The 26137-nt window shown below is 56.4% G+C and carries 20 protein-coding genes; 5 read left to right on the forward strand and 15 right to left on the reverse strand.

All coding sequences use genetic code 11. The features are described 5' to 3' along the window. Window positions 1–978: 978 nt before the first annotated feature. The 3 genes from UH5x_RS07705 to UH5x_RS07715 form a co-directional block, all read right to left on the reverse strand. The gene (locus UH5x_RS07705; RefSeq protein WP_482635300.1) at window positions 979–2355 is read right to left on the reverse strand and encodes a hypothetical protein; all 1377 of its coding nucleotides are present in this window, start codon (window positions 2353–2355) and stop codon (window positions 979–981) included. A gap of 291 nt (window positions 2356–2646) precedes the next feature. Beyond that, window positions 2647–3342 carry a class I SAM-dependent methyltransferase gene (locus tag UH5x_RS07710; RefSeq protein ID WP_482635301.1) on the reverse strand — a complete coding sequence of 232 codons (696 nt, stop codon included), beginning with the start codon at window positions 3340–3342 and terminating at the stop codon, window positions 2647–2649. Then, window positions 3326–3799: an Rrf2 family transcriptional regulator gene (locus tag UH5x_RS07715; RefSeq protein WP_482635302.1), complete on the reverse strand. Its 474-nt coding sequence runs from the start codon at window positions 3797–3799 to the stop codon at window positions 3326–3328. Before UH5x_RS07715 ends, UH5x_RS07710 begins: the two co-directional genes overlap by 17 nt. Before the next feature lie 88 nt (window positions 3800–3887). On the opposite strand from UH5x_RS07715, the gene UH5x_RS07720 reads away from it, so the two are divergent. After that, the gene (locus UH5x_RS07720) at window positions 3888–4493 is read left to right on the forward strand and encodes a class I SAM-dependent methyltransferase (RefSeq protein WP_482635303.1); all 606 of its coding nucleotides are present in this window, start codon (window positions 3888–3890) and stop codon (window positions 4491–4493) included. Window positions 4494–5622: 1129 nt separating this feature from the next. Next, window positions 5623–6741 (forward strand): DUF1559 domain-containing protein, encoded by a 1119-nt coding sequence (locus UH5x_RS07725; RefSeq protein WP_047814291.1) that lies wholly within the window; start codon window positions 5623–5625, stop codon window positions 6739–6741. A 187-nt stretch (window positions 6742–6928) separates the two neighbouring features. On the opposite strand, the gene UH5x_RS07730 is transcribed toward UH5x_RS07725, so the two are convergent. After that, complete coding sequence (locus tag UH5x_RS07730; RefSeq protein ID WP_482635304.1) at window positions 6929–7765, reverse strand: alpha/beta fold hydrolase; 837 nt, start codon at window positions 7763–7765, stop codon at window positions 6929–6931. Window positions 7766–8147: 382 nt separating this feature from the next. Here UH5x_RS07730 and UH5x_RS07735 point away from each other — a divergent pair, with 382 nt between their 5' ends. The 3 genes from UH5x_RS07735 to UH5x_RS07745 all read left to right on the forward strand — a co-directional run bounded on the left by UH5x_RS07735 (window position 8148) and on the right by UH5x_RS07745 (window position 12818). Next, the gene (locus UH5x_RS07735; RefSeq protein WP_482635305.1) at window positions 8148–10637 is read left to right on the forward strand and encodes an outer membrane protein assembly factor BamB family protein; all 2490 of its coding nucleotides are present in this window, start codon (window positions 8148–8150) and stop codon (window positions 10635–10637) included. Between the two features lie 79 nt (window positions 10638–10716). Next, the gene (locus UH5x_RS07740) at window positions 10717–11202 is read left to right on the forward strand and encodes a MarR family winged helix-turn-helix transcriptional regulator (protein ID WP_482635306.1); all 486 of its coding nucleotides are present in this window, start codon (window positions 10717–10719) and stop codon (window positions 11200–11202) included. Between the two features lie 44 nt (window positions 11203–11246). Continuing rightward, window positions 11247–12818, forward strand: coding sequence for a porin (locus UH5x_RS07745; RefSeq protein WP_482635307.1), 1572 nt, complete (start codon window positions 11247–11249; stop codon window positions 12816–12818). A 531-nt stretch (window positions 12819–13349) separates the two neighbouring features. Here the strand turns inward: UH5x_RS07745 and UH5x_RS07750 are convergent. From UH5x_RS07750 to rbfA, 11 genes are all read right to left on the reverse strand, one after another. Further along, window positions 13350–13715, reverse strand: a complete 366-nt coding sequence (locus tag UH5x_RS07750; RefSeq protein ID WP_482635308.1) for a response regulator — start codon at window positions 13713–13715, stop codon at window positions 13350–13352. Continuing rightward, window positions 13712–14113: a response regulator gene (locus UH5x_RS07755; protein WP_047814259.1), complete on the reverse strand. Its 402-nt coding sequence runs from the start codon at window positions 14111–14113 to the stop codon at window positions 13712–13714. Before UH5x_RS07755 ends, UH5x_RS07750 begins: the two co-directional genes overlap by 4 nt. Window positions 14114–14625: 512 nt before the next feature. Then, a complete protein-coding gene (locus UH5x_RS07760; protein ID WP_083434901.1) occupies window positions 14626–15132 on the reverse strand; it encodes a response regulator in 507 nt (168 codons plus the stop codon). An 8-nt stretch (window positions 15133–15140) separates the two neighbouring features. Further along, window positions 15141–15536, reverse strand: coding sequence for a response regulator (locus UH5x_RS07765; protein WP_047814260.1), 396 nt, complete (start codon window positions 15534–15536; stop codon window positions 15141–15143). A gap of 18 nt (window positions 15537–15554) precedes the next feature. After that, window positions 15555–17219 carry an ATP-binding response regulator gene (locus UH5x_RS07770; RefSeq protein WP_236696199.1) on the reverse strand — a complete coding sequence of 555 codons (1665 nt, stop codon included), beginning with the start codon at window positions 17217–17219 and terminating at the stop codon, window positions 15555–15557. Window positions 17220–17226: 7 nt separating this feature from the next. Next, a complete protein-coding gene (locus UH5x_RS07775; RefSeq protein ID WP_482635309.1) occupies window positions 17227–17823 on the reverse strand; it encodes a response regulator in 597 nt (198 codons plus the stop codon). A 428-nt stretch (window positions 17824–18251) separates the two neighbouring features. Beyond that, window positions 18252–21536, reverse strand: coding sequence for an efflux RND transporter permease subunit (locus tag UH5x_RS07780; protein WP_482635310.1), 3285 nt, complete (start codon window positions 21534–21536; stop codon window positions 18252–18254). Continuing rightward, window positions 21533–22972 carry an efflux RND transporter periplasmic adaptor subunit gene (locus UH5x_RS07785; protein WP_390173929.1) on the reverse strand — a complete coding sequence of 480 codons (1440 nt, stop codon included), beginning with the start codon at window positions 22970–22972 and terminating at the stop codon, window positions 21533–21535. Before UH5x_RS07785 ends, UH5x_RS07780 begins: the two co-directional genes overlap by 4 nt. 557 nt (window positions 22973–23529) lie before the next feature. After that, window positions 23530–24270: a YebC/PmpR family DNA-binding transcriptional regulator gene (locus tag UH5x_RS07790; protein ID WP_482635311.1), complete on the reverse strand. Its 741-nt coding sequence runs from the start codon at window positions 24268–24270 to the stop codon at window positions 23530–23532. Between the two features lie 85 nt (window positions 24271–24355). Beyond that, the gene (locus tag UH5x_RS07795) at window positions 24356–25633 is read right to left on the reverse strand and encodes a hypothetical protein (protein ID WP_047814265.1); all 1278 of its coding nucleotides are present in this window, start codon (window positions 25631–25633) and stop codon (window positions 24356–24358) included. Window positions 25634–25646: 13 nt separating this feature from the next. Next, window positions 25647–26060 carry a 30S ribosome-binding factor RbfA gene (rbfA, locus tag UH5x_RS07800; protein WP_047814266.1) on the reverse strand — a complete coding sequence of 138 codons (414 nt, stop codon included), beginning with the start codon at window positions 26058–26060 and terminating at the stop codon, window positions 25647–25649. Between the last annotated feature and the right edge of the window lie 77 nt (window positions 26061–26137).

Here is a 26137-nt window from a genome sequence, read left to right on the forward strand (position 1 = left end):
AAAAACTTGCAGTTGAGGCGACGCATCAGGTGAAAATCGAGTGGCCACGTTGACCAACTGCCCGACGTTCACCCTGGTAAATGCGTCAAGTACAAACTGAATTTGGCAAACGGCTATTCCCGATTTGTTGCACCAGGGAACAAAACGGCGGCTGAGCGAGGAAAGTTTGCAGTCGATTCGGTGCACGCCCTCACCGCAGCCAGAGTGGCTCGGTGCGGCCTCGCGTCAGAAGACGCGAAGGCGACGGATCAAAACCTGATCTGCAGAATAAGTGGCGTGATTGAGAACGACGCAATCAATCCAAGCGAGCAGCGCCCACGCTAGATCCGATGGTCGGTTGCGAAGCGAGGTCGATCGTTATTGCACCGCCGAACTCTCCGATGTTCCCGTATGTCGCTGTCGTTGGAGACACGCCGGAAGGAGTCGCCGCGTGATGCGGCAAATGAAATCACGCCAGGGTGCGTGCCGGCAATTGATGGGCGGGCATGCCGCCGATGAAGGAGCCAGGTCAAAGCTCGAGGAGGCTTTTCAACCTGTCCCGCTTTCTGTCCCGACTTTGCCGCAGAGCCTACTTTTCCCCGAGAAATTCGGCCCTGGTCGAATCCTGTCGGGGGTATTTTTCATTCGGTTTCCATCGGCTGACGCCGATGGCTACAACCTGTCGCCACTTTGTGGCTATTGCGTTCCAGGTTCCCATCGGCTGACGCCGATGGCTACATCCTGTCGCCACTTCGTGGCTGTTGCGTTCGTGTGATTTTGCTCGGCACGACCATCCGTACCAGTCCCAACGGGACGATAGGTTGTCGCCACGGGCATGAGCCCGTGGAGCCGAGACAACAGGCAAGCAGGAAACCCCGAACGGGGTGACAGGTGTTTGAACTTCGCGAGCGACCGATCGCCACTTCAGCACTCTATGAGTTGGCTCTCCGCCAGAGCCTCAGTGCTGCTCCCACGCAGTTGCGAAGAGCGAATGATTCGTCACGCTCCTCGACGCAGTGGCATGCGGGGTTCAGAGACCTTCTGCAGCGTTTCCATTGCAATGGGCAGATGCTCGGGGCTGTTCTGGAACAATTCCTCCATGTGCGATTGAGGATCATCAAGCCAGCGCCGGTACGCTGTGGCGATCAAATCGATGAGCTCATAGTCACACGCTCGCAACACGCGAACGAAACATCGGTCCAGCGCCGGCACGACCTCCTCCGGAACAGAATCCTGCATGCACAAAGCATACAGGCCGGCGAAAGTGAGGTGCTTTGGGTGGGCTTCCAGCATCGTTGCTGCCGTCTCCACCGTCGCTTCATCCAGCCCGCCTAGCTTTGCCAGAACGCACATGCTTTTTGCACAGACTTCGTCGTTGCGATGATCCGTCAGAGAACGAAGTTCACGAACCATGGACTCGCTGGCAATCGCTGGTTGCTGGGACGCCATCCGTTCAATCGCTGAGATCGCATTCAAGGTGATCGCAACGTTTGCCGACCCCAGTTTGTCTCTCAACAAGGCCTCTTGCTGAGTGTCTAGCTCGCCATCCGAATTCAAGTGTCGAATCGCGATCACCTGATTCGACGTCGATGAATCGGTTGCCAGTTTCCACCATTCGCTTTGGGACTGCGTCAACAGAAACTGTTTTGTTCGTGGTTGAAAGAAGGAATCGTTTGTCTTCCGCAGGAACTTAAACGATTTCCGCGTCGGTCTTTTGACGTCGCTAGGTAAATCGTTCATCCACTCGGAAGCCGCGTCGTCACGCGCCCAGGCTGCGATTGCGTTGGCATAGGCAAGTGATTGGCCGTCGAGAAAAGGTCGCGGGAAAACGTCCCACTGCGTCGAATCCCAGTGAACGGGGTGCTTGGCAACCAGACTGATGCCGTTGCGAATCATGCCCAGTCCCGTCCCGACGACGGCAAGGTCGACTTGTTCAGGCAAATGAGCTCCGGCAAAGTTGTTTTGCGAAAGCAAATCGCAGACGACGGCATTGATCAGCGTGGCAAGCCCCATCGCCGGATCGCTGTCGATCGTCTGATCCAGCATGACGCTGCGGTCCGACGGTTCATAGCGACCAGCCAGTCCGCTGGGACCATCGCAAGACCCACCACCGCAACAGCCACCGCCTGCACTCTGAGCTTGCGGGAGGGCATTGCGAACCTGGATTCCATTGACATCATGCCCGAGGTGTTTTCCGACAAACGCGATCACGTGTTGCGGATTCCGTTCGACTTCATAGAGGTCGAAGATCGCTTTGCGACTCACCACAGGGAGTGAGAAGCGTTCCCAGCCAACACATTCAGCGATCTGCTGCAAGCAAAATTCAATCCGTGACTTCGCGGAAACGGGCAGGTTCGCTTTCGGTTGAAAGAACACGATGCAGGACTCGGGGTTTCAGGGGATTGACCGAACAAGACAGGACGCCGATCGTTCCCCAGAGTACCGAAAGCCCAGACCACAAGGCAGCGCCAGTTTTCAAAACGTATCCGCGTGCACCGGTGATTTGCCAGTTTGCCAGTCAACTGGTTCGACTGAAATACGGCCCCCATGTTTTCACGAGAACGCCGTTGGTCCTTTGACGCACACACTGTTTTTAAGTAGTGGACGAGGTGACGGGGACTCCTTGCGTCGTCCACTACAAAAAACCGGTCTCCTGCGGACGTGCTTTTATGCGTAAGACACCCAGCCTCGGAAAGCGAACCCGGCGTAAAACAGCTCAACGTTCGTGAACCCCGCCTCTTGCAACAACGCTTCGTCTCGCTGGGGGTCGAGAATGGTGAGATTGGCCTCCACTGCCTTTCGGATCTGCGATGCCTTTTCGGCATCAACGGTGGGGCGAACCATGTAGGCTGCGTACCGGGAAAGCCACCGCTCGCGTGCACCCTCGGATTGCGGAAAACTCAGGTGCACCACGATGAACGGTGCTTGTGGCTTGAGCCGCTGACGAATGGCGGTCAACATCTGTTTTCGCTCTTCCAGGTCTGCAAAATGCATGGTCAAAATGCACGTGGCCGCGTCAAACGGACCCTCCGGCGCAGCATCGACCTTGCCCTCGTGTAGCCTGACTCGCGAGGCAAGCGGCCCCAGCGTTTGCTCGGCAAGTTGCAGCATTGCCGGGGATGGGTCCACGCCATCAAATTCCCAGCTCGGTTCCGCTTCGGCGAACACTTTCAACTCGAGTCCACCGCCGGCTCCAACGATCAAGAGACGGCTATGGCTCTGCACCTGCTCGGCCAGCAACAACGCTGCCATCCGCTGCATGTCCGCGAACCCCGGAACGGCGATCGGTGGCGAATCCACGTATTTCGCGACCGCTTCCGGGGCGTGAAATGCCGCTTCGAGAAAATCAGCTTTGGAGCCCATGTCTGTTCCGTTTGGCTTTGAGGGAAATGCCTTTCGCTTCGAGACGTTGGTGGCAATCGGCGCTCAGCGAGGCGAGCGTGACTTCCCCCAACCGCCGGTGCAGCAGTTGCTCGGCTTCGTCAAACGTCTTGCCCAGTGCGGCGTTCACGGATTGCTCCACCAAACATCCCGGAGCTTCCGTGCGATTGCCCATCGCCAGCAACCCCGGGCTGCCCACCGCCTCGTAGATGTCCAGCAAGGTGAGATCGACCAGCTCGCACGCTAAAGTCCAACCACCTCCGTGGCCCTTGACGCTTTGCACGTACTGCTGCTCGCGAAGCCCCGCCATCAGGCGACGCACCACCACAGGATTCGTGTCCATGATCTTCGACAAATCGTCCGAAGTCACCGGTTCGTCCAGCTCCGCCATGTGCAACAAAATGTGCAGGACGCCGGATAGCTTGCCATCTCGTTTCATGCAACTTACAGTATTACATGAATGCGGATCCGTCAAGTTCGGCTTGGAAAGCCGCGGCGGCTCAGCCACTCACTCGAGGAGCAACACGTTGTCACCACCTGACTGGAACGCTCGCTATTCCGCACCGGAATTTGCTTACGGCACGGAAGCAAACTCGTTTCTCAAACAGCACGCAGAGCGGTTGTTGGATCCGGTGCTTTCGATAGCCGAAGGCGAGGGCCGCAACGCCGTGCACCTGGCCTCCAAGGGCTTGCGGGTTCACGCGGTCGATAATTCCAGCGTGGGGCTTGCCAAAGCCGCCAAGTTGGCTGCCGACAGAAACGTGGTCATCACGACCGAAGTCGCGGACTTGCAAGACTTTGCACCAGAGCAAAACGTTTATGGCGGCGTTGTCTCGATCTACGCGCATCTGCCGAGCTTGATTCGAGCGCAGCTATACCCGTTGTTAACGCAAACAATGAAGCCCGGCGGCATCCTGATTCTGGAAGCGTATTCAGAGAACCAACGTGGTCGCGGCACCGGCGGGCCCGGTGATCCGGACCTGCTGCTGACCTGCGGCAAGGTCGAGAGAGAACTGGTTGGACTGGAAACCATTCTGTTGCAGGAAACCGAACGTGAAGTGCTCGAAGGCAAATTTCACACAGGCCTGGCTTCCGTGATCCAGTACATCGGCAAGAAAGTTTCCATCGGCTGACGCCGATGGCTACAACCTGTCGCCACTTCGTGGCTGTGGCGTTCGAGCGTTTTTGCTCAGCACGACGATCCGTTCCAGTCCCAACGGGACGACAGGTTGTCGCCACGGGCATGAGCCCGTGGAGCTGAGACAGCACGCAACCAGAAAATCCCGAAGGGGTGGCAGGTGCTTGGATCATGCGGGCGACCTGCCGTCCCTTCAGGACTCGATGGATTCGTTCTTTGCCGGTTTCCATCGGCTGACGCCGATGGCAACAACCTGTCGCCACTTCGTGGCTGTGGCGTTCGAGCGTTTTTGCTCAGCACGACGATCCGTTCCAGTCCCAACGGGACGACAGGTTGTCGCCACGGGCATGAGCCCGTGGAGCTGAGAGAGCATGCAACCAGAAAATCCCGAAGGGGTGGCAGGTGCTTGGATCATGCGGGCGACCTGCCGTCCCTTCAGGACTCGATGGATTCGTTCTTTGCCGGTTTCCATCGGCTGACGCCGATGGCTACATCGTGTCGCCACTTCGTGGCTGTGGCGTTCGAGGTTTTTTGCTCAGCACGACGATCCGTTCCAGTCCCAACGGGACGACAGGTTGTCGCCACGGGCATGAGCCCGTGGAGCTGAGACAGCACGCAACCAGAAAACCCCGAAGGGGTGACAGGTGCTTGGATCATGCGGGCGACCTGCCGTCCCTTCAGGACTCGATGGATTCATTCTTTGCCGGTTTCCATCGGCTGACGCCGATGGCTACAACCTGTCGCCACTTCGTGGCTGTGGCGTTCGAGGTTTCCATCGGCTGGCGCCGATGGCTACAGCCTGTCGCCACGTTGTGGCTGTTGGGTTCGTGGGTTCGTGCTTGGCACGACGATCCGAATCAGTCCCCAAGGGACGACATGTTGTTGCCACGGGCATGAGCCCGTGGAGCTGAGACAGCACGCAATCTGGAAACTCGTCGCTCGAAACCAGCGCTGCAAGTTGACGCCTTCATCCTTCAAAGCTAAACTCTGCCGAGCTATTGCGATTGACTCTCAGTAGCGTCTACGTCAAGCCAGCTAACTTTGTACAGCCAGCCAGACATCCAGCCACCTTTTGCGTGGCGAAGATTTCTCAGAGCCTCCCGTACGAAGCAATGGTATTGAAGATGACTGATTCGCCCATTCATTTGGCGCCCCTTTCGAGCCTCTCGAAGCGGAAAAAACCGGGGTTCACTTTGGTTGAGCTGCTGGTGGTGATCGCCATCATCGGCGTTTTGGTGGGCCTGCTTTTGCCCGCTGTGCAGGCTGCTCGGGAAGCGGCACGTCGGACTCAGTGCAAAAACAACGTCAAGCAGATTGTGCTCGGCATGACCATGTTTGAACACACGTTCAAGCACTACCCGTACTCTCGAACCGGGTCGCTGTGGCGAATCTTGCCGTTCGTCGAGCAACGAGATCTTGCCGACACATTCAACTCGGCCAAGCACCCCAATTTCGACGATCCATCGGCGGCCGAGTACAAGTGGGGCTACAACGGCAGCCTGTCAACGGACTGGAGCAACAAGGACCAATTGATCGAAGCCGCCGCGACGCAGCTGTCCGTCTTTCAATGCCCCAGCCGGACCGGATCCGGGACAATTCTTGACAGCGACGGACTGTCCATGGGCGTCGCCGACTACACCACCCCGCGGATTCCAGCGCTTCGCCCGGAAGGCCACCCGCTCTACTATCGCGACGGGGAACCACAGATGCAATTCAGCACGGCAATGACACCGGCATCTGGATCTCGCAATCGCGATCCGAACAACAAAGGCGGGCGAGGGGCAAGCATCCTCGACGGGCTTTCTCATACGCTGATGTACTACGAGTGCATTGGTTCGCAAGAACTGTTCGTGCAAGGCAAGTTAGCAGCCGTGACCGGTGGCCCCAGCATCACTTGGGCAGGGGGCGGCGACGGCGTCAAAATGCGAGCCTACCTGGCAGACAACTTGCTGGCGGACACTTCCAATTCAAACCGTGGTAAATCAACCTCTGCCAACCCCAATGTCCCCGACATGGCAACCGACTGCACCAAGACCTCAGCGTGGGAGGCCACGATCGATACTTGTGGAACCTATCGATCCATCAATCACACCAACAAGAGCCAGCCGTTTAGCTTTCACTCCAGTTCCGTGCACATTGGGCTGTGCGACGGCTCGTCGAGAACGCTCTCCGACACCGTCGACCAGGGTGTGTTTTTGAACCTGTTGTTGCGAGATGACCGACAGCTTCCAGGCGAGTATTGAGGATCGTTGGCACGCCCGCACGAATGGTCGTGGCGACGCGACCAACACCATCGGTGCCATTCGGATCGGGTCGCAGGAAATCATGGATCCACATTGAAAGACAGACCAGAAGAAAACGAACTTCACATTGGGTCAGAAGAATCGTTGACGAAGCAGAACCGAGTTCGAGGCTGTCCGGTCATGAACTTCACTGCTTTGCGATGGCTTCGACCGCGAACTTCACGAGCGGAGCTGGGTCCTTCAACGAGTGCGGGTGATGCCCCAGTCCGGGACGACGCATTTCCTGGATCGTGCCGCCGAGTTCACGGTAACGTTTGACCAACACGTCGCTGTTCTCACTGGGCGGAACGACGTTGTCAGCTTCGTTGATCATGGCGAAAATGGGCACGCCGGCTTTGGCAATTCCATCCAAACGATGCAGCGGTCCGTCGTCGATCGTCTCCGTTTGTTCTTCCGTCATCTGATACGCATCCAGGCATGTCTTCCACGCTCGGGGAGCCCCGACGCCCGATCCTTTGCCGCCCGGCCAAGAGCGGACGTCCATCACCGCGTTGTCGACATAGATGCCGCAGACCTGGTTTGGATGAGCGGATGCCCAACGCATCACGATCAGCCCGCCGCGACTCATCCCTTCCAACAGCGGTTGGGGGTGCAAACCAATCTGCTGGCTCAGATCATAAAACTGATCCCAGCGTTGGACGGCCGTTTCGTTCCCAAACAGATCGGCGATGTCGCAGAAGCAGACATGCCAACCCTGGTTCAGCAACGCGACATCCAACTGAGGTTCGTGCCCCCAGAAACGAGCTCGCCAAATCCATGGTGCCATGGGAGCAGGCGTGGTGGGGCTGACCAATTTGCAAGCCACCCCATCCAGCTCAAACTCTTGTTGAGTGAACCCGTGAAAGTCCCCGCTGGAAGGTTTGGTACCAAGATGCGTTTCGAGTTGGCCAGCCGGTGTGTTCGAAACCGTCTCGGCAGACTGCGTTTGGCCAGAGGAGACGGGTGCATCGGCTACCAGGAACACGGGAACCGTCGAGCTAACAAAGATCGCAAAGCAGAAGCGAAGAAGGAGCCGGGAGCGATTGAAGTGGAGCATGGTTGATCGCGAGAAAGCAAAGGAGCAAGGAGACGGATGGATTGCGGAGACAAGGAACTGGAGCCCGACGCACTGAGGTGCCGTTGCCCCCCATTCCATCCCCATGAAGATACACCATCAAAAGTCGGGCGTCCTTCTCACGCAACGAACAGCGGATTGGACGGGCACCGTCACTGCACACGTGCCGAGGGCGGGCATTTTCTCACTGGGATCTCAGAGGACCAGCGAGGACTAAAAATGCATTGACATCGCTTGCCGAACCATCAACACTGGTCATGTCAACCGTTGGGCCGGATTCCGGAACTGGTCGTTGGCGTTCAAGCCTTCTCCGCCCGATGCACTGGCAGATTCCATGACCCCCGATCGACTCCGCACTCATTGCTGCTGCTTGGCTCTCCTCGCGTTCGGGTTGCTGGCAACTCCGGGCGTCGCGCAGGATTGGCCCTCGATCCGAGGACCACAGTATGACGGTTCTGCGGCCTCCGGTGACCAAGAACTGGCCGAGGGACCGTTGAAACTGAAAGTGGTTTGGAAGCACCCCATCGGCAGCGGGTATTCGGGGGTCGTGAAGTCGGGCGACCGTCTGGTCTCAGCAATGGCGGACGTGGTCGCTGACCAAGAATACGTGGTCGCCATGTCGGCCGTGACAGGTGAAACGCTTTGGAAAACGCCGACCGGGAAAGTGATGAAGGGAGCGAACGGATCGTTCGACGGTCCCGTGTCGACACCCGCTGCCGATGACACTCAGGCGTATCATCTCTCGCCGTTTGGCATTCTGGCTGCCTATGACCTGACGGACGGGAGCATCGTCTGGCAGCATGATTTGAAAACGGAGTATTCTGTCGAGCCAAACTTTTATGGATTTGGAACTTCCCCCATCGTTCACGACGACGTGCTGATCATCCCGGTCGGATCGCCCGAGGGTGCCGTGATGGGATTCGATACGAGGACGGGCGAAGTGGTGTGGAAAGCGGGACAGGACCAAGCCGCCTTTCAGTCAGCCGTGACGATGGAACTAGCGGGCGAAACCACCGTTCTCGTCGCCTGCAACACAACGTTGTTTGCGATTCGCCCGGCCACTGGAGAACTCATTTGGTCCCGGCCTCACGGTGGTGCCTCGGGTGAACCGGTGGCGGCAGTCGTGCCAGTTCCGCTGCCAGGCGGCGGGCTGTTTCTGAACGACAGCCGTGACGGCTCAACAGGTTTGAATCTACATGCCGACGGAGCAACGGAGCGTTGGTCGGGACGCACCATTCGCAACACGTACTGCGTGCCGGTGATGTCGGGTGGGCTGCTGTGTTCGTACTCGTCACGTTTCCTGGTCGCCGTGGATCCTGAGACCGGCGATCAGGTCTGGAGAACCCGGTCACCGAGCAATGGTTTCCTCGCGACGGTTGCCGGACGCTTGGTGGTCGCGACCTTGGACGGATCGTTGCATGTTGGCGATGTCACGGAAGACGGCTTTCACGAAGCCGCTCAAACCCAGGTGTTCAAGACTGGTGACACCGATTCGGAAGGATTGATGTGGGCCCTGCCCTCGATCGCCGGTCGTTCCATCTACCTGCGAAGTCTCGGTGCGATCGCGAGAATTGATCTCCTACCCGGTCAGCAAACTGAAATGGCAGCCACCGAGGAATCCAAACTTGGCCCCGATTTCGCCGCGTTCATCCAGAGCGTGCAGGCCTCTGACAACAAACAATCCTTGATCGATCAGTACTTGCACGGGAAGTCTCTGCCCCTGGTCGAAGATGATTTCGTTCACTTCATTCTTCAAGGGAAATACAACGACGTTGCCGTGGCGAGCGAGTTGTTTGGTGTTCGCCAAGAACGAGCCATGCAGCGAATTGCGGGTACCGACCTGTTTTACTTTGGGGTTCAAGTTCCCGAGGCAACGCGACTTTCGTACGTCTTCTTTGCGGACTACCAACCGTTGATTGACCCAACCTCGGACCGCCAATTCACCAGCGGCTTGGTCGCCGGCGAAATGGAACCGATTTTCCGAAAGCCGAATTCGTCGCTGGAGCTTTCTTGGTTTGACAAGGGCAGCCTCACCGACGACTTGGAGGTCGATGTGGATGAATCGAACTCTGAATTGCTGGGAACGATCGTCGAAACTCAGTTGGACAGTGCCGAGCTGAAAGAGAGCGTTGGACTTTCGATCTACTTGCCACCTGGGTACGCCGAAACGGAACAGGGTGCCCCAGAGAAAAACTACCCGGTCGTGTTTGTGCATGACGGCAAATCCGCCGTGGACAGCGGCAATCAGGCGTCGATTGTGGATCAGTTGATTCACTCAAAAGCCATTCGCCCCGTCGTCGTCGTGTTCATCGACAAACGCTTCTACCCGATGCAAGGAGCATCCGGCTATCCGGAGTTCTTCGCCAAGGAATTGCTCCCGAAGATCGACCGCGAGTACCGAATCTCCGCGAACCGAGACGACCGAGCCAGCCTGAGTGGCGGGTTCGGCGCGACGCTCGCGTTGATGGCGACTCTCCCGGTGAGCGACCAGATTGGCGTGATTGGATGCCATTCCCCGTTTGCCTTTGAAATGTTGCACCCAATGGTGTCACAGCTTTCCAAACTGCCCAACGACCGTTGCCAAATCTTGGTGCAATGGAGTCGACATGAGTTCCGGAACCCGTCGGAGAACTGGAACATGGGCGATCAAGCACAAATCATTGCCAAGATCTTGGCGGACGGTGACCACGAGGTCACGTCCGAGGGAATCGGCACGGGCAGCGACTGGGTGAGCTGGCGAACCCAATCCGTCCGAATGTGGCAGCACCTGCTTGGTCAATAGCCATTGACTTTGTGTTCGCCCTGCAAAACACTTGTCATCGTCCATGGTTTTCTTTGACAGGTTCAGGAGGTTGGCAAGAGTGACGAATCCCAAAATCGGTGGCAAACCAGCCTTGATGCTGACAAGTTGCGACGCCATGGAGGTCAGCGATCAAGAGCGAATTGCGTGTGGATTGCACATCGCCTCCCGCGGTTTGTCATCCGCGATGGCCGAAGCGGTCGCTCCCCACGGGCTCTGCGGAATGGAAGCGAACCTGCTTCTCAAATTGGACAAAGGTTTGAACTCGCCCTCGGAGATCGCAACCTACCTCGGGATCGACGCCTCCAATCTCTCGCGGTTGATGCGCAAGATGCAGGAAGCCGAGTTGATCCGGCGTGAAGTGGACGCCACCAACCGATCTCGGGTCATCATTGAGTTGACCGCAAAAGGCAAACGACTCACGAAGAAGATCAAGCCAGATGTTCGCAAGATGGAAAAGAATGTGATGTCGGTGCTGACAGCCAAAGAACTGACGACGCTTCAAAAGATCTTGATGAAGATGTGTGTCAGCGTGATCGAAGGCTGACGGATCGCCTGGGTCGATCACGGGATCAATTCCGCAAATCTTCTGTGATTGATGTAACCCTTCCAAGCAGAAAAGACGATGACCCAGACAACGTCTTCTTGTTGGGGCAAGTCATTTCGATGGGTATCCGTTGGCACCACTCCGCCATCCACTGGTTTTCAGTGCTCGCACTGACGGTCATCGGGCCGGGAGCCGCTCCCATCGCGGGAGCTGAAACCGACGACCTGGTCACCGGGTCAGCCTCCACCCAATTGTCTGTCGAGCCAATCGCGGAGGGCGCCGGCCAGAGCGAATTGTCCGACGCCATGTCGCGAATTCGCGAATTGGAAACGCTCGTCGCTGCCCTGCAAGCAGAGTCATTGAATCGAGCGCCTTTGACGCTGCCGACATGGGAAGAACCGCGGTACCAGCCTCCTTCCCAACTGGATCCGTCCACGCACGATGGTGTTTACGACTCCGGTTGGACTTGGCGTCCGCGCGACCCTGAGGCATCACCGTTTGAGCTGACCGCTGGGTTGCACAACCAGTTTCGCTACACGGGGTTTGCTCGCGACGAGGCGACGTCTGTTGATTCCGCGGGGAACGTGCGTGAGATCAACAACCGGAACGACTTCAACATCAACCGAGGCCGGTTGGTATTTTCGGGGTATGCATTCGACGAAGACCTGCGTTTCTATTCCAACATTGACTACAGCACAGTCACGTCCAATCCCATTCAGTTGCTGTTGGGTTGGATTTCGTTTCGGATGTCCGATCGGCTTTCGATCCACTTGGGACTTGGCAAACTGCCAGGAACCTGGGAATGGACGGAAACCTCTCGGTACACGTTGGGCGCCGACCGTACCATGGCAACGACTTTCTTCCGCCCATCCATCACAGCGGGCATGTGGGCCAAAGGCAAACTGACCGACGACGTCTCATACCACGTGCTGGTTGGAAACGGCTTCAACACACTTTCGCTGCAAGCATCCGAGCTCGACACGCAACTCGCGTATTCCGCCCTCTCTTGGTGGGAACCGTTGGAAGAGTTCGGACGCGGTTTCTCGGACATCGAAAACCACCCGTCTCTGGCGATTCGCTTGGGGCAGGGGCTGACTCAAACCGGAAATTCAAGCAGCAGCAATGCCGATCCCGCGGCCGAACAAACCGTCATTCGCCTGAGCGACGGAACTCGGCTGATCGAACCCAATGCAATTGCCCCCGGAGTGACCGTCAACGCCTTTGACATCTGGCTGTACTCAGCGCACTTCGGAGTCAAGCGGCGGGGCTTCAGCTTCAGCAGCGAAGTCTTCCTGCGATGGCTCCGCAACATCGAAGGCGACAACGGCACCATGCTGCCCTCGTTGTTCGACCATGGATTCTTCGTTCAAGGCGGCGCATTCGTGATTCCACAAACGCTCGAACTGTTTGCACGCGCATCTCAGGTGAACGGAGAGTACGGCAGCGGCAACGAAGTTTCGGCAGGATTCAACTGGCACCTATTCAACCAGCGATCCGCACGATTCACGTTCGACGTGACATCCATTGATGACTCGCCTGCACAACAATCGCGAACGGGTTACGTCGCTGGAGAAAGCGGCACCTTGTTTCGGTCGCAGTTGTGGACCTTTTTTTAGGCAGGTCGGCAGGAATGACCGGGCATAATCTCGTGAGCCGTTTGGGCGTTCGCCTGGACCGCGAAATGTTTGGTGTTTAACGCACTAGGGTTGCGCGAATTCACATCCCGTTAGGGATATCAGATGGTAGCCGTCGGCAAGCGATAGCGTCACCGACGGACATGCCCCCACGTCGCCAATCTCCTTCCCGCCGTGGCCATCGGCCACGGCGGGAGGGAGAGTTTTTTAGGGGCTCGTTTCCCGGGGGTACGCTGCAGTCACGGCGATCCGCCAAACGGTTCAAATCCCGAAACACTCCTGCCTGGCCGGTTTCGATGATCTGCCGGAGCGGCGCCGAGGCGGCTTGATCCGGCCTATTTCTACTGAAATCCCTACCGGGATGAAGACAGACAAAGGCCGGAAGAAAAGTTGCGTTCGCTATCAGAACGCCAACACCAAACATTTCGCGGTCCAGCGTTCGCCCCGGTTGGACGTGGGAGCAACAACGCTTACCGCAACAGCCCAAATGCCGAAAGACTTCTGCCGACCTGGTTAGGAAGTCAGGGAAAGCGAATCGAGCTCTGCCTTCAGATCGGCGATGCTGCTGGTGGACTTGTGGATGTACACGGCCCCAATCGCCAAGCACGCGTTCTGGGTTTCCAGCCCTTCTCGTCCGGTGATCACTATTTTTGGAATCGACCGAACCTTCTCTTCTCGGTTGAGAAAATCAAACGCATTCAGCGCGTTCCCGGTGGGTGTCTCAATGTCCGTGACGATCAAATCGAATGAATCCGATTCCAAGGTGCGCATCACAGAAAACCAATTGAAGGCAGCCACGGGAGAATGGCCCCAACTGGCCAGCGACGTCATCAGGATGTCCGAGTAGTCCGCATCATCTTCGATCACAAGAATTTTCATCCGGTGCATGCTCCCTCGAGCTGGCTTTTCGATTTGGGGTTCAACACTTGCTTGACAGCTGCTTCGAACATCTCGGAAGCGAATGGTTTTGCCAGGAAGTAACGAGCGCCAGCCGACATCGCCGCCGATTGGTCCGTGGGGCAGGCAGACAGAATGATCACCGGCGTGTCCCGGAGGATTGGATGAGATTTGAGCCACTGAAGCGCAGTGATCCCATCGACCAATGGCATCCGAACATCCATGCAAATCAGACTGGGAAGAATCCTTTCAGCCTTCTCGATTGCATCTTTGCCATCGCTCGCAGAATGGACGGCGTACCCCATCGCTCGCAATCTCAATTCGATTCCATACCGAATTGCATCGTCGTCTTCGACGACCAAGACCGTTGATTCTTGCATCAGTCACCCCACGTGCATCAGTTGCTGACAATGACGGCCAAACGAATCGCCGGCGCTGACGCATTGAATGGCGGTGCAAGCACCCCCCTCTCTTCCGCGTCAGCAGACTCTTCCAAGAAGAGACTGATTGCATCAACCTTCCGCTTTGCCAACTGAATGCGTGTAGAGTTTCGACTCAGAACGTGAACACGAGACCCGCAAACCGACTTCCCGACGATCTGCACCAGAATTGCCCTTCCGGCTCCAAGCAGAACAGTCTTTTGTCATCGATTGACAAATCACACGTTCAGAAGCCATTCCAAAGAATGGCCAATCAGTTGACGCTGGCTCATGCCCTTCCCAGCGATGGTGCATGAGCTGCCATGAACGTTTCACGACATACCTCACACCGTTTTGACCTGCCTCTTTTCAAAGATTCAGCCAAGGATATATACCCCTCAATCCCGAGCGTCTCGGCTGAAAACCGAAACATTGGAGCAATTTCTTCGCCTGAGAGGCCCCCCACGACATGCTCAATTCTTTCGGTTCGTCGCGGACGGTCGCGGATCGCCACCGCTGATTTCATCCAGCAGCAGAACCAATCGTTCGAACTCGATCGGTTTATGAAGAACCGCAAACGCACCCATCTTCAGCAATCTCGCCTCGGTCCGATCATCCACCTTCCCGGAGATCAAAATCACAGGGATCGTCGCAACCAAGGGGTTTTCTCGGAGCCCTAAAAAAACCTGTTCGCCGTTGACGAACGGCATGTTGTAATCCAGCAGAATTGCGGTTGGGTGCAGGCTGAACGCCATACGGTATCCATCCATCCCATGCTTGGCTGACCGCACATCGTAGCCACTGCCCGCCAACCGCAGTGCGATTCCATGGGTGATATCTTCTTCATCGTCAATCGAAAGCACCACTCGCTCGCGACGCTCAACATCGAGGTAACTAAGATCTTCCCCCGAGTTCCCGCAGCTTTCCCCAGCAAGTTCAAACAGATACTCAAAGGCATCTCGTTTCGTCAGGACGTCCATCCTAAATCCTAAGAGTTGGAGACAAGGTCATCGCTCACATTTTGTTCGTCCGACAACAGTTCCTTCACGGTGTTGATCAACTGTCGCCCCTGATAAGGCTTGGCAAGCACCCGATTGGCGCCGGCAATGTAGGCCTCGTTTTCATCCGCCAAACTGGCCGACAAGACCAGGATGGGAGTCGTTGACAATTCTGATCCTCCTCGCAATTCACGGATCGCAGTGAGACCGTCCATGCGAGGCATCAGAACGTCCATGACAATCAAATCAGGACGCACATCATTGACAAGCTGAAGGCACTCCATGCCGTCAACAGCCAAGTGCGTCCTCAGCCCCGCAAACTGCAACCATCGTTTGACGGAGTCGCGAATATCGGGTTCATCGTCCACTATCAATACTACTGACATCTCTTTCGATTCCCTCGGTCATTCCGTTAGTGATGCGTTCGTGGCCACCAGGTCGCAGGGAGTTCCCAAAGGCAACTCCTCGCCTCCGAACGTTGGCTCATCGGCAACGTCCTTGAACTCTTCCTCCCTATCCCATTCTTGCTGCAACAGCTTCTTCACTGTCTCAATGTCGTCGCGTCCGTCGTCATCGAAAAACGAGGCGGTGAAGCCAGGTAGCGCCCCAAAAGGACGATTTCGATTCATTTGCTCAAAGTCACTCTCGGTTCGCTGCAACCACAAAGTCAGATCGCTTCGGTTCCCAGAAAACAAGAGCAACCACCGGTTGTCCGATTTTCGAAAAAGCAGATCTTCGGCGCGGAACGATCCGCACATGAATCGCTCGAAGTCATCGCACTGACGTTGGTCCTTGGCCTCAGGAAGACACAGCGAGATCAAACTCACCGGTCCCAGTTTCGACGCCCGACTTTCGGCCATCCTTCCCGCGATGCAGGCAGGGTTTGGAAGTGGGATCGACAGCCGAAACACGGTTCCATTGCCGATTTCGGAAGCCACATCGATTCGACCGAAATTCAGAGCCACCAGTTTTTGAGCGATGTTCAACCCGAGTCCCACACCGCTGGCTTGCTTCGCGCCATGATGAGAGGCTTGTTCAAAGCGTCCAAAGATTTTCGTCAGCTCGCTTGCTTCAATGCCTGGTCCATTGTCCGCGACTTCCACCACCGCATCCTCGCCATTGGTCGATCGTTTCGTTCGCAACGTGACGTTGCCACCCTGTGGAACAAATTTGATGGCGTTGGTTGCGAGGTTCGTGATCACCCGAGTCATTTTTTCGGCATCGCAGTAAACAGAGATATCCCCGTCCTCTGAGATCAATCGGAGCGTGACCTGCTTGCTGGCAGCACGGTTGGCGACCAGCATCTGGACGCGTTGCACGATGGAGTCGAGACTCTGTGCCCTGCGGGAGAGCTGCAGCAACCCGGCTTCCAACTTACTTTTGTCGAGCAGGTCATCGACCATTCCGTTGAGATCATCTGCTCGGCCAAGAATTTTCCCGAGCATCTGCGTTTGTTCTGGGTTGATCTCGCCCACCAGTCCATCGTGAATGATGGCGACGTAGTCTTTGATCACCGTCAACGGTGTTCGCAAGTCGTGCGAGACGTTGTCAACGATTTCCTGAGACGTTGAATACAACTTCTCAAGCTTTTTGTTCTTTTCTAGCAGCAGTTGCTTCTGTTCCTTGAGATCCTGCTGGCTGACTCTGAGTTCATTCACCAATTTCCGAGTCTGATTCTCTGCCACTTGACGATGAATCGCATGCAAAATGGTTCTCGCAAGTGCCTGCCCATGCAATTCTCCTTTGACGATGTAGTCTTGCGCGCCTGCCTTGATCGCCGCTTGTTCCACCTTTTCGTCGTCGAGTCCCGTCAACGCGATGACGGGCGTTTGACTGCACTGTTCCCTCAAGATTGAAATCGTCTGGGTCCCTGACGAATCCGGAACCGAGAGATCAGCGATGATCAGGTCGTACTCATTTTCCCCCAATTCGGTCTTCGCTTTGGCGAGTGTTTCAGCCCAGGTGAACTTGAAGTGAGGACTCGCCTTGCGAAGCTGCCGCGAAACGGCTTCCGCGTCAATCGAGTTATCCTCTAAGAGCAGAATGCGAATGGGTTGGTGTGATAACACTGGATTCCTACTCTCTTTCTCGTAGGTCGAGATCGATGAAACGAGACGCTTCATCCAATATCTGCCTGAAATCGAGCGGTTTTTGGAGGAAGGACGAGGCGCCCTGCAGCAGCATTCTGCGTTGAGCGTCGGCATCTCGAACACCAGTCAGGACGATGACTGGAATGTCTCGTAGCATCGGATTGAATTTCAACACTGCCAGCAAATCCTCTCCGCTTCCGTTGGGCATGGCCAGATCCATCACGATCAAAGCAGGCTTCCACTGTGTCACTTTGACAATGCCTTCCATGCCATAGTGCGCGTGCTCCATTTCCACCCGATAGGGACGAAACATGATCTCCATCGCTGCTTGGATATCGGGGTCGTCATCCACACACAAAACACGAGGCATCCGCGGAGCATGGGCAACCGTGTTGCAATACCGCATCAGTCGACCACCCACAGCGGCGCGACGTCTTGTTCTTTCTGGGAGATGAGTCTTGAGCATCGAGCGTGTCTCCATGAGGATTTTGATTGCATCCAACTGTGCACCGAGCGCTGACAAACCAGTCTTCGAAACGAACTTCGATTCAACCGCAAACCATTCAAGATGGTCGAAAGTCATTTCGAACCGATCGATCGACGGTGGTCGCCCTTCTCAGACACGACCGACTGGCATCAGCTTCACGACTGAAACCTAGCTCCGAGTTTTCCCGAATAATGGGAGGTGCTCATTTATCACGTGCGATTTTCTCATTTACTCGCTGACCCACATGGTTTTGGTGCAGGCAAAGTCATTCGATCTCTCGAAGACACTCATTCATCCGATCGGCATTGAAATCCGATAGCAGGGCACGCAAATTGAGTGTTTTGAGTCGAAACAGCGAAGCAGTCGACTTGGCTTCAGCGTCCTCAATTTCGGTTGCCCGCAGCTTCCCAAGATTTCCAACGTCACCGTCGCCTTCACGCGAGCGGCAACCACTCTTCGTGACGGTTGTCGTGCCAGCGAAGTTGGGAGTTGGATCATTCGAGAACAGGCGGGCGCAACCGACTTCAGCCAGACGAGGCTTGAGAAGGGGGTGGAGAGATTTTCGCGATCACCAGGTACATCACGGGCGCGAGAATCAGCACGACGAGGGTGCTGAGCGCGAGTCCAAACGTCAGGCTGGTCGCCATCGGCGAGACCACTTGCGCTTCCTTGGATCGTTCCAACAGAATCGGCATCATTCCGGCGCAGGTGGTGACCGAAGTCAGCAACACAGCTCGGAATCGACGCCGACCGCCATCAATGATTGCGTCGTGAAGCGGCAATCCATCGGCGACCCGGCGATTGATGAAGTCCACCAACACGATGGAATCGTTCACCACCACTCCGGCCAACGCCACGATGCCAAAGATGCTGAAGAGCGTCAGATCGATGTCCATCACAATGTGACCGAAGATGGCGCCGATGAATCCGAACGGGATGATCGACAGGATCAAAATCGCTTGCCAGCTCGAATTGAACTGAATGGTCAGCAACAGGAACATCGCCCCCAAGACGAAGAAGAACCCCACAAACAAACTGTTGACCGTCTCGTCCGTCTGCTCCTGCTGACCGCCCCACTGCAGTTGCACTCCCGGGAACTCCTTTCGAAATTCGGGGACGAAGTTGGCTTTGAGGTCCGACACAACATTGAATGCGTTGCCGCGGGTCTCATCGACATCCGCCACCACCGAAATGCTTCGCATCTGGTTGACTCGACTGATTTCGGAGTAGCCACGCTGGACATCCACTTCCACGATTTCATTGAGTGGCCGCTCCATCCGATCCGTGCCACGCACGCGAATGTCGTTGAAGCTGACCAACGTGTTGCGATCCTCGCGAGGGTAGCGCACTCGCAGGGGGACTTCATGCCGTCCCCGCTGCAGCCGCATCACTTCTTCGCCGTAGTACGACGCGCACACCGTGCCTGCGACGTCCGCCAATGAAACTCCCATGGCCTTGGCGTCGTCGCGAACTTTGATGCGGTATTCCCATTTGCCTTGCCGCGTGTCCGTCGCAATGTCCGAGACATACGGGTACTCGCCCAGCTTGATTTTGCACCGCTCAATGGCTTCATCCAACATCGCCAGGTTTTCACCCGTCGCCATCAAACGCATTTCGATTGGCAACGACGCGGGACCTCGTGGAGTGGCTCCGAACGCCACCGCTTCGGCCCCCGGGAACCGCCCGGATTCCTCCCGCCACATGCGAACAATGTCATCGCTTGAAACGGTTCGCTCACCAATGTCATTGAGCTGAATGAACAGGCCTCCAACGTGACCGGCGACGCTGCTGCCGACTTCATCGCCGGACGACCCCACCGTTCGCTGAACCGCCTGAACAAATCCGCCCGGATCCCCCGTCATCTTTTCGTCAATTGATCGCTGATTGACTTTCCAGATCGCATCTTCCAGACGTTTGGTTGCCGCGTTGGTGATGTCCACCGGGGTGCCGTCTGGATAGGTCACTTGCACCGTGATGAAGCCAAAGTCGATTTTGGGAAGCAGCAAGAACGGCACCATCCCTGACCGAACCACCCCCACTGAAAGAATCAACATCGCAGCGAGCGTTGATAGAACAATGGCAGGGTTCCTCAACGACCAACGAAGGATGGGCGTGTAGAGTCGATCAATGCAGCGTGTCAGCAATGCCGACATCCCAGCGTTGGCTTTTTCGAGCAACCAGCCGAGCGGGCGCAACGGGAACAACACGTATGTCATCGCATCCAAGAACCGGCTGCGTTTGTGAGACAGGTGCGACGGTAGAATGGTCAAACTTTCAAACATCGAGATGATCAACATTGCCCCAACACACATCGGCAACACGACCGTCAGCCGTTTGATCCGTCCTTCCATGTACATGATCGGAGCGAAGGCAATCACGGTGGTCAGAATCGCGGTGATGACGGATGGCATCACCTCGTAAGCACCGTCGATGGCGGCTTGGCGGTAACTTTTGCCCATTTCGCGATGAACATAAATGTTCTCGCCCACCACGATGGCGTCATCGACCACGATTCCCAATGCGATCAAGAACGCAAACATCGAGGTCATGTTCAGGGTATGACCTCCAAAGTGCATGTAAATGCATGCACCCAACAACGAAATGGGAATCCCCAGCATCACCCACCACGCCAACCTCATTTCCAAGAACAAGGCGAGCACGATGAAGACCAGGACCAACCCCATCCAGGCGTTCTTGCTGAGCAGATCGAGGCGGTTCTTCACACTGGTGGATCGATCACGGATCGCCATCAACGAGTACCCGCTGGGCAGCGCATCGCTGCCTTCTTCGACGAACTGACGAACCTCTTCGGCAACTTCAATCAGGTCATCCGCGCTGGTCGTTTCAATCGAGACCAGAATTGCAGGGTGCCCATTGACCTCATTGATACTGCCTTCGACTGAAAACTCATCGCGAACTCGGCCGAGATCGCCAACGGTCAGCACCGCACCACCGGGTTGGCTGACCAGTGGGATTTCTTCGATGCCAGCCCCCACCGTACTTTTGTCGCTGCCACGAAGAAGCACTTCTTGGGATCGCCCGCGAAGCGTGCCACCAGGAAGTTCCACGTTGTTGGCCCGCACGATTTCCGCGACGCTTTGCAACGAGAGGTTGTACTTGCGGAGTGTGTCTTCGGGAATCTCGATGTCGATCTGATAGTCTGGTGTGCCCACCAAATCGGCAACGGAAACCGACGGCAACGCCAAAATCTCCTCGCGAATTTGTTCTGCTACACGTCGGAGAGCCAACGCGGCTTCCGCCTTGGCCTCTTCCTCGTCATACCGAAAGCCGCCGTTCGAGTCATCGACACCGAGCAGCGAACCGGAAGACTGGCGGTCCACCAGATTCGAAAGTTCCGCAACCGTGGGCCCCATGACGGCGACTCGAATCGCCGTCACGAAATTGGTGTTCATCCGAATGTCGGGCTTTTCCGCCAACTCGGGAAAACTAGGGATTTGACCGATCAGCGTGGTGACCTCGGTCAGAACTCGCTGGGCATCCGCTTGATTTGCATCCGGATCCAATTCCAACGTGACCGTGCCCATTCCCTCGCGAGCCAACGAAGTCATCTCCTCGACACCATCGACGGTGCGAATGGACTCCTCAATTTTCTCCAGGATCCCCTCTTCGATTTCATCCGGACTGGCACCGGGGTATTCGACGGAAACCGAGAGCACGTACAGCTCAAAGTCCGGCCAAAAATCACGACGAAGCTGGCTCAAGCTGAACACGCCCAACAACAGCACGCCTACCATGATGACATTCATGGCCTGCCAGTTTTTGACCGACCATGCAATCAGCGATTTCATCCGGCAACCTGCAATTGAGAGGTCGTTTCACGGGGCATCACCATTGCATTGTTCGCTTTCAAAGATGCTGGTTTGCCAGAATCTTGTGCCTCACCAAGCCCGTTGGACTCCGCGGGCGATTGGTTGCCAACCGGCATGCCGTCGACGGGATCGCTGATCGGCGAAACGATGATGCTGGTCGACGCCAGCGAACAAAGGTGGTCCAGTTCCGGTTGAATCTGGATCACCACGTCGCCGTCCACCCGACTGACGACGGTGATCGGAACGATGCGAAGTTTGCCCTGAGCATTCAGCCAAAGTCGATTGCCCGGACGCACCGCTGATTCAATGACACGCATGAGAATTCGATTCGGTTGAGTTTGAATCGAAACGTCGACAAACATCCCGCGAGTCAACTGCCGACTGGTGCTTCCCGCCAACGAAGACCGTGGGGAGTCGACGCGGAACAGACACGGATAGGTCCGCGTGTTCAGGTCAATTCCAGCTCCATCGAGCCGCTCAAAAATGGCGGACCATTGATGGGTCTCGTTTCCGAACTCACTGGAGACGGTCGCCGAAACAGCCGAGTTCAAATCCGCCACGGTGGACACCACTTGCTCTGCCGCGACAGGATCATTCACATCCAATGTTGGAAGGCCAGCCTGACTGTTCCAGATCCAAAACATTTGATCGGCCGTCAAGCTTGCGCGAACCTCGACGGCCGAGGTGTCCTCGATGGTGATGAAGGGTGTTCCCGTCGGAAGAAACGACTGCTCTTCCACCTCCGACGAAACGACTCTTCCATCGATGGGTGATCGTATGACACAACGTGAAAGATCCAACCGGGCACGTTCCAGCAAGACATTGGTGAGCGTCCGTTTCTCCGTCAACAATTCCAACTGTGCGACCAGTTCGCGGCGTCGATTCCCAAGTTCGACCAGCGCCGCATCCGCAGCCAGTTCCGCACGTCGTGCAGCGTCCACTTCGGAGGCAGACGCCGCTCGCTGCGTGACCAAAGCGTTGATTCGCTCGCGTTCTTGTCGAGCGAGTTCGAGTTGCTTCTTCGCCAACTCTTGAAGCTGGTACGTGTTGTCGATGCTCACCTCCACCGAGTTTTCTTCCGCGGCCTCTTGCTGCGACAAAGCCTGCAACCGCTTGACTTCCAACTCGTATTCGGTCGCGTCCACTTGAATCAGCACTTCCCCCGCGGTCACGCTCCGTCCCGCCCGCACGTTCTCGGAAAGCTCCACCACTCGGCCAGCCACTTCCGATGCCAAACGCAGTTCTCTCAGCGGAACCACCACTCCATGGACATCGATCACAACCGGCCCGCTATGAAATCGGACCTCTTCCGTGGCAACGATCGTGACCGGCGATTTAGGCGGCTTGCTCCGCTGCGGGCGTTTGCGTTCACCCAACAGGGTGTAGCCGTACAGGGCTCCTCCCAAGACAATCATCGAGACCGCAAGATTGACGGCCACTCGAACGGGCGATGTTGACTGGTCCGAGCGTTTTGAATCGTCGCTGGACGATGGCACAACGGCCGGAGTTGGAATGTCGGGCACGGGCGTCACGAAATTCGTGGAAAGAACGGGAAGTCCATGGATGCCGGGCGATTCGCCAGAGCCGATCGCCCCAACCGAACTTGCTCCTGCGAGCGAAACAGGCTCACAACGAGTCAGGGAGCCGCATTTGAGCGTGCAAAACAGAACGCTCAACCTACAACGCATTCCGCGAACAACGAAGCGCATCGCCATGCGTCCATTAAAACCCGAGCGACGCGGGATGTTCCGCCAAAAAGAATAATCGGAGCCAAATTCTGGCTCCCTCCGGCCGGCCTGCTTCGATCATCTGCCGGAGCGGCGACGAAGCGGCTTGATCCGGCCTACTTCGCCGGCCCGCCCTCAGTAGGCCGAATGAAGGAGGCATTGCGACGCACATCCGGCAATGATCTCAGGTGGCCTGGGAATTCGGCCGCGGGTCGCGAATCAACGCGACGGCGGATCTTGGCCGTTTACTCCGAAACCGATTCTTCCGGGAAATTGGCGTTGGTGCTGACCGTTTGGATGTCGTCGTGATCGTCGAGCATTTCCAGCAATGCCAGGACCTTGCCGGACGAGCTTTCATCGAGGTCCACGTTGGTCGACGCGACTTGAGTCACTTCACTGACTTCGGTTTCCATGCCCGCTTCATCGAAAGCGACTTCTAAATCACTGAACGCTTCAGGACTGCAGGTCACTTGGATCTTGCCATCGTCGTCAACTTCCACGTCGTCCGCACCGTTTTCCAGCGCCAGTTCGGTGACCTTTTCCTCGTCCGCCTCCTCACCGAAAACGAAGATGCCTTTGCGTTCGAACAAGTACGAAACGCAACCGGTTTTGCCGAGTTCACCGCCGTACTTTCCAAACAGGGTCCGCAACTCGGGAGCCGTCCGATTGCGGTTGTCGGTCAATGCCAAGCACATCACCGCGACTCCACCCGGTCCGTAACCCTCGTAGAGAATTTCTTCGACCGCATCACCGTCCAGCTCACCGGTACCACGCTTGATGGCGCGTTCGATGTTGTCCTTCGGCATGGACACCGCTTTGGCGTCATCGATTGCTTTTCGCAATCGAATGTTTGTCCCTGGATCCCCGCCCCCCATCTTGGCCGAGACGATGATTGCCTTGCTGAGCTTGCTCCACATCTTGCCCCGCTGGGCGTCAACACGCCCTTTGCGATGCTGGATGTTTGCCCATTTACTGTGACCTGCCATGAGAATTGTCCTTCCGTTTTGGATTCAATCGTTGCTCAATGGAATGCGATCGAGTCCACCGGATTCGGACCGATCCGCGGTGCGATCAGCGGGGTTTCCGCTTTGTCAATTTTCGATTGGTGGCTTTCTTTCCAGCAGCCGTGCCAGCGGAATCGGCGGATTCGGCTGAAGTGGATTTCGGGGCCGTGCTCGAGGATTTCTTCGCCGACTTCTTGGGAGCCGACTCTTTCTCGCTGCTGGCCTTGGCATTGCTGCCCGACTTCTTGGCAGGTGCCTTCTTAGCCGCAGGTGCCTTGGTGGACTTCTTGGACGCGGACTTCGACGTCCCAGTCGACTTCGAAGCCGTTTTGGAAGCCGAGGTTTTGGTCGACTTCTTGGCCGCGTCGGCCTTCTCAGCAGCAGCCTTTTTCTTGGTGGACTTGGAGCCCGCAGCCGCCTTGGCTTCCGCTTTTTTCGCTTCGGCAGCCAAACGTGCTTGAGACTCAGCCGCCTGTTCCGCCGCTGATTTTTGCGGCATCGTGGGCTTGGTCACGCGGCTACCTTTTTTGGCGCTGCGTTTGACCAAGACGGCCGACTTGGCTTCGGCGACTTCTGCTGCTTCCGCCTCTGCTTCTTGCTTGGCCGCAGCTCGTTCTTCTTTTTTGCGAGCCTTCACGCGTTTGATGGCCGCTTCCTTGGTGCTCAACCACTCATCCAGTTCAGCTGAACTGCCTTTGGCAATTGACTCAAGGAAGGTGCGAGCGGTTTTGTCCTTGGGGTCCATCAACAAGTCAACGGCTGGTTGATGAAGCAGGGCAGCGAACTCCACTCCCTTGCTTTTCGGCACAGCGCGTTCGAGCCCTGGGACACGCCCATCGGCAGCTTCCGCTTGGCTGGCAATTCCCGTCACCAACATCACCACCATGGCGGAGTAATCGATCGGGATCGAATGCCCGCCCAAGCCGTGCTGGATGATGTAGCTGAGCACAAATGGCGTCATCGAAGACATGCCTTCGAATTTGGCCACGGCTTTGCCGAGATTCTCTTTTTTCAGGTGATCAAGATCAAAGCTGTAGAACTCTTCGAAGATCGATTGCAGAATCGACTTCAAACGTTGAGCGGCTTTGGCCGAATCTGGAAGACTGGACAGAACTCCTGCCAGCTCGGTCACGGTGGTGACTCGAACTTCGTTCCAATCAAAATAGTCCTGTTCCAACTTCGCAAGACCTTCGTCTGCCAAGTCAGCGGAGCAATCTTCAAGCAGGCAGGCGTACAAAGCGTGTTCAAGAAGCGGACGCGACGGGGTGGCGGGGGCCACGTCGTAGTGTTTTTTCAAAGCCGCTTGCAGCTTCGTGATCAGTTTCGCGCGGTTGGTGGCTGACATCTAAATGCGGTAATCAATCGTTTGAGTGGGGAGTGGCGTCTTCGCCAGAATCATTTTGGTCACGATCATCCATCGCGCCTTCCTTTTCTTGCTGAATCCGAGCAAGAATCTCACTGACCGTCATCGCGTGTTCTTGACCTCGGTCGACTTCGAACCGCAACTTGGGCGTGTAGCGGGTGTCCATCCGATTCGCGATTTTGCTTTGCAGGAATCCAGCGGAATTCTGCAGCCCTCGCAATGACAGGTTCTTCTGCGTTTCATCCCCCATCACGCTGACCTTGACCTTGGCTTCACGCATGTCTGGTGAAACCTCCACTCCGATCACCGTGACATCACGAACGCGAGGATCGCGGACCTCGGTCACGATCGCATTGGCGACCACTTCGCGGATCGCTTCGGCAGCTTTGAGCATACGTCGACTGGACAAAAGACAAACTTCAACAAGGAGGAGCGTGCAATCGCATCAAAAGAAAAAACCGAGCTGGCCATGGTGCCCGCTCCGAT

Source organism: Rhodopirellula sp. UH5 (genome assembly GCF_056839225.1).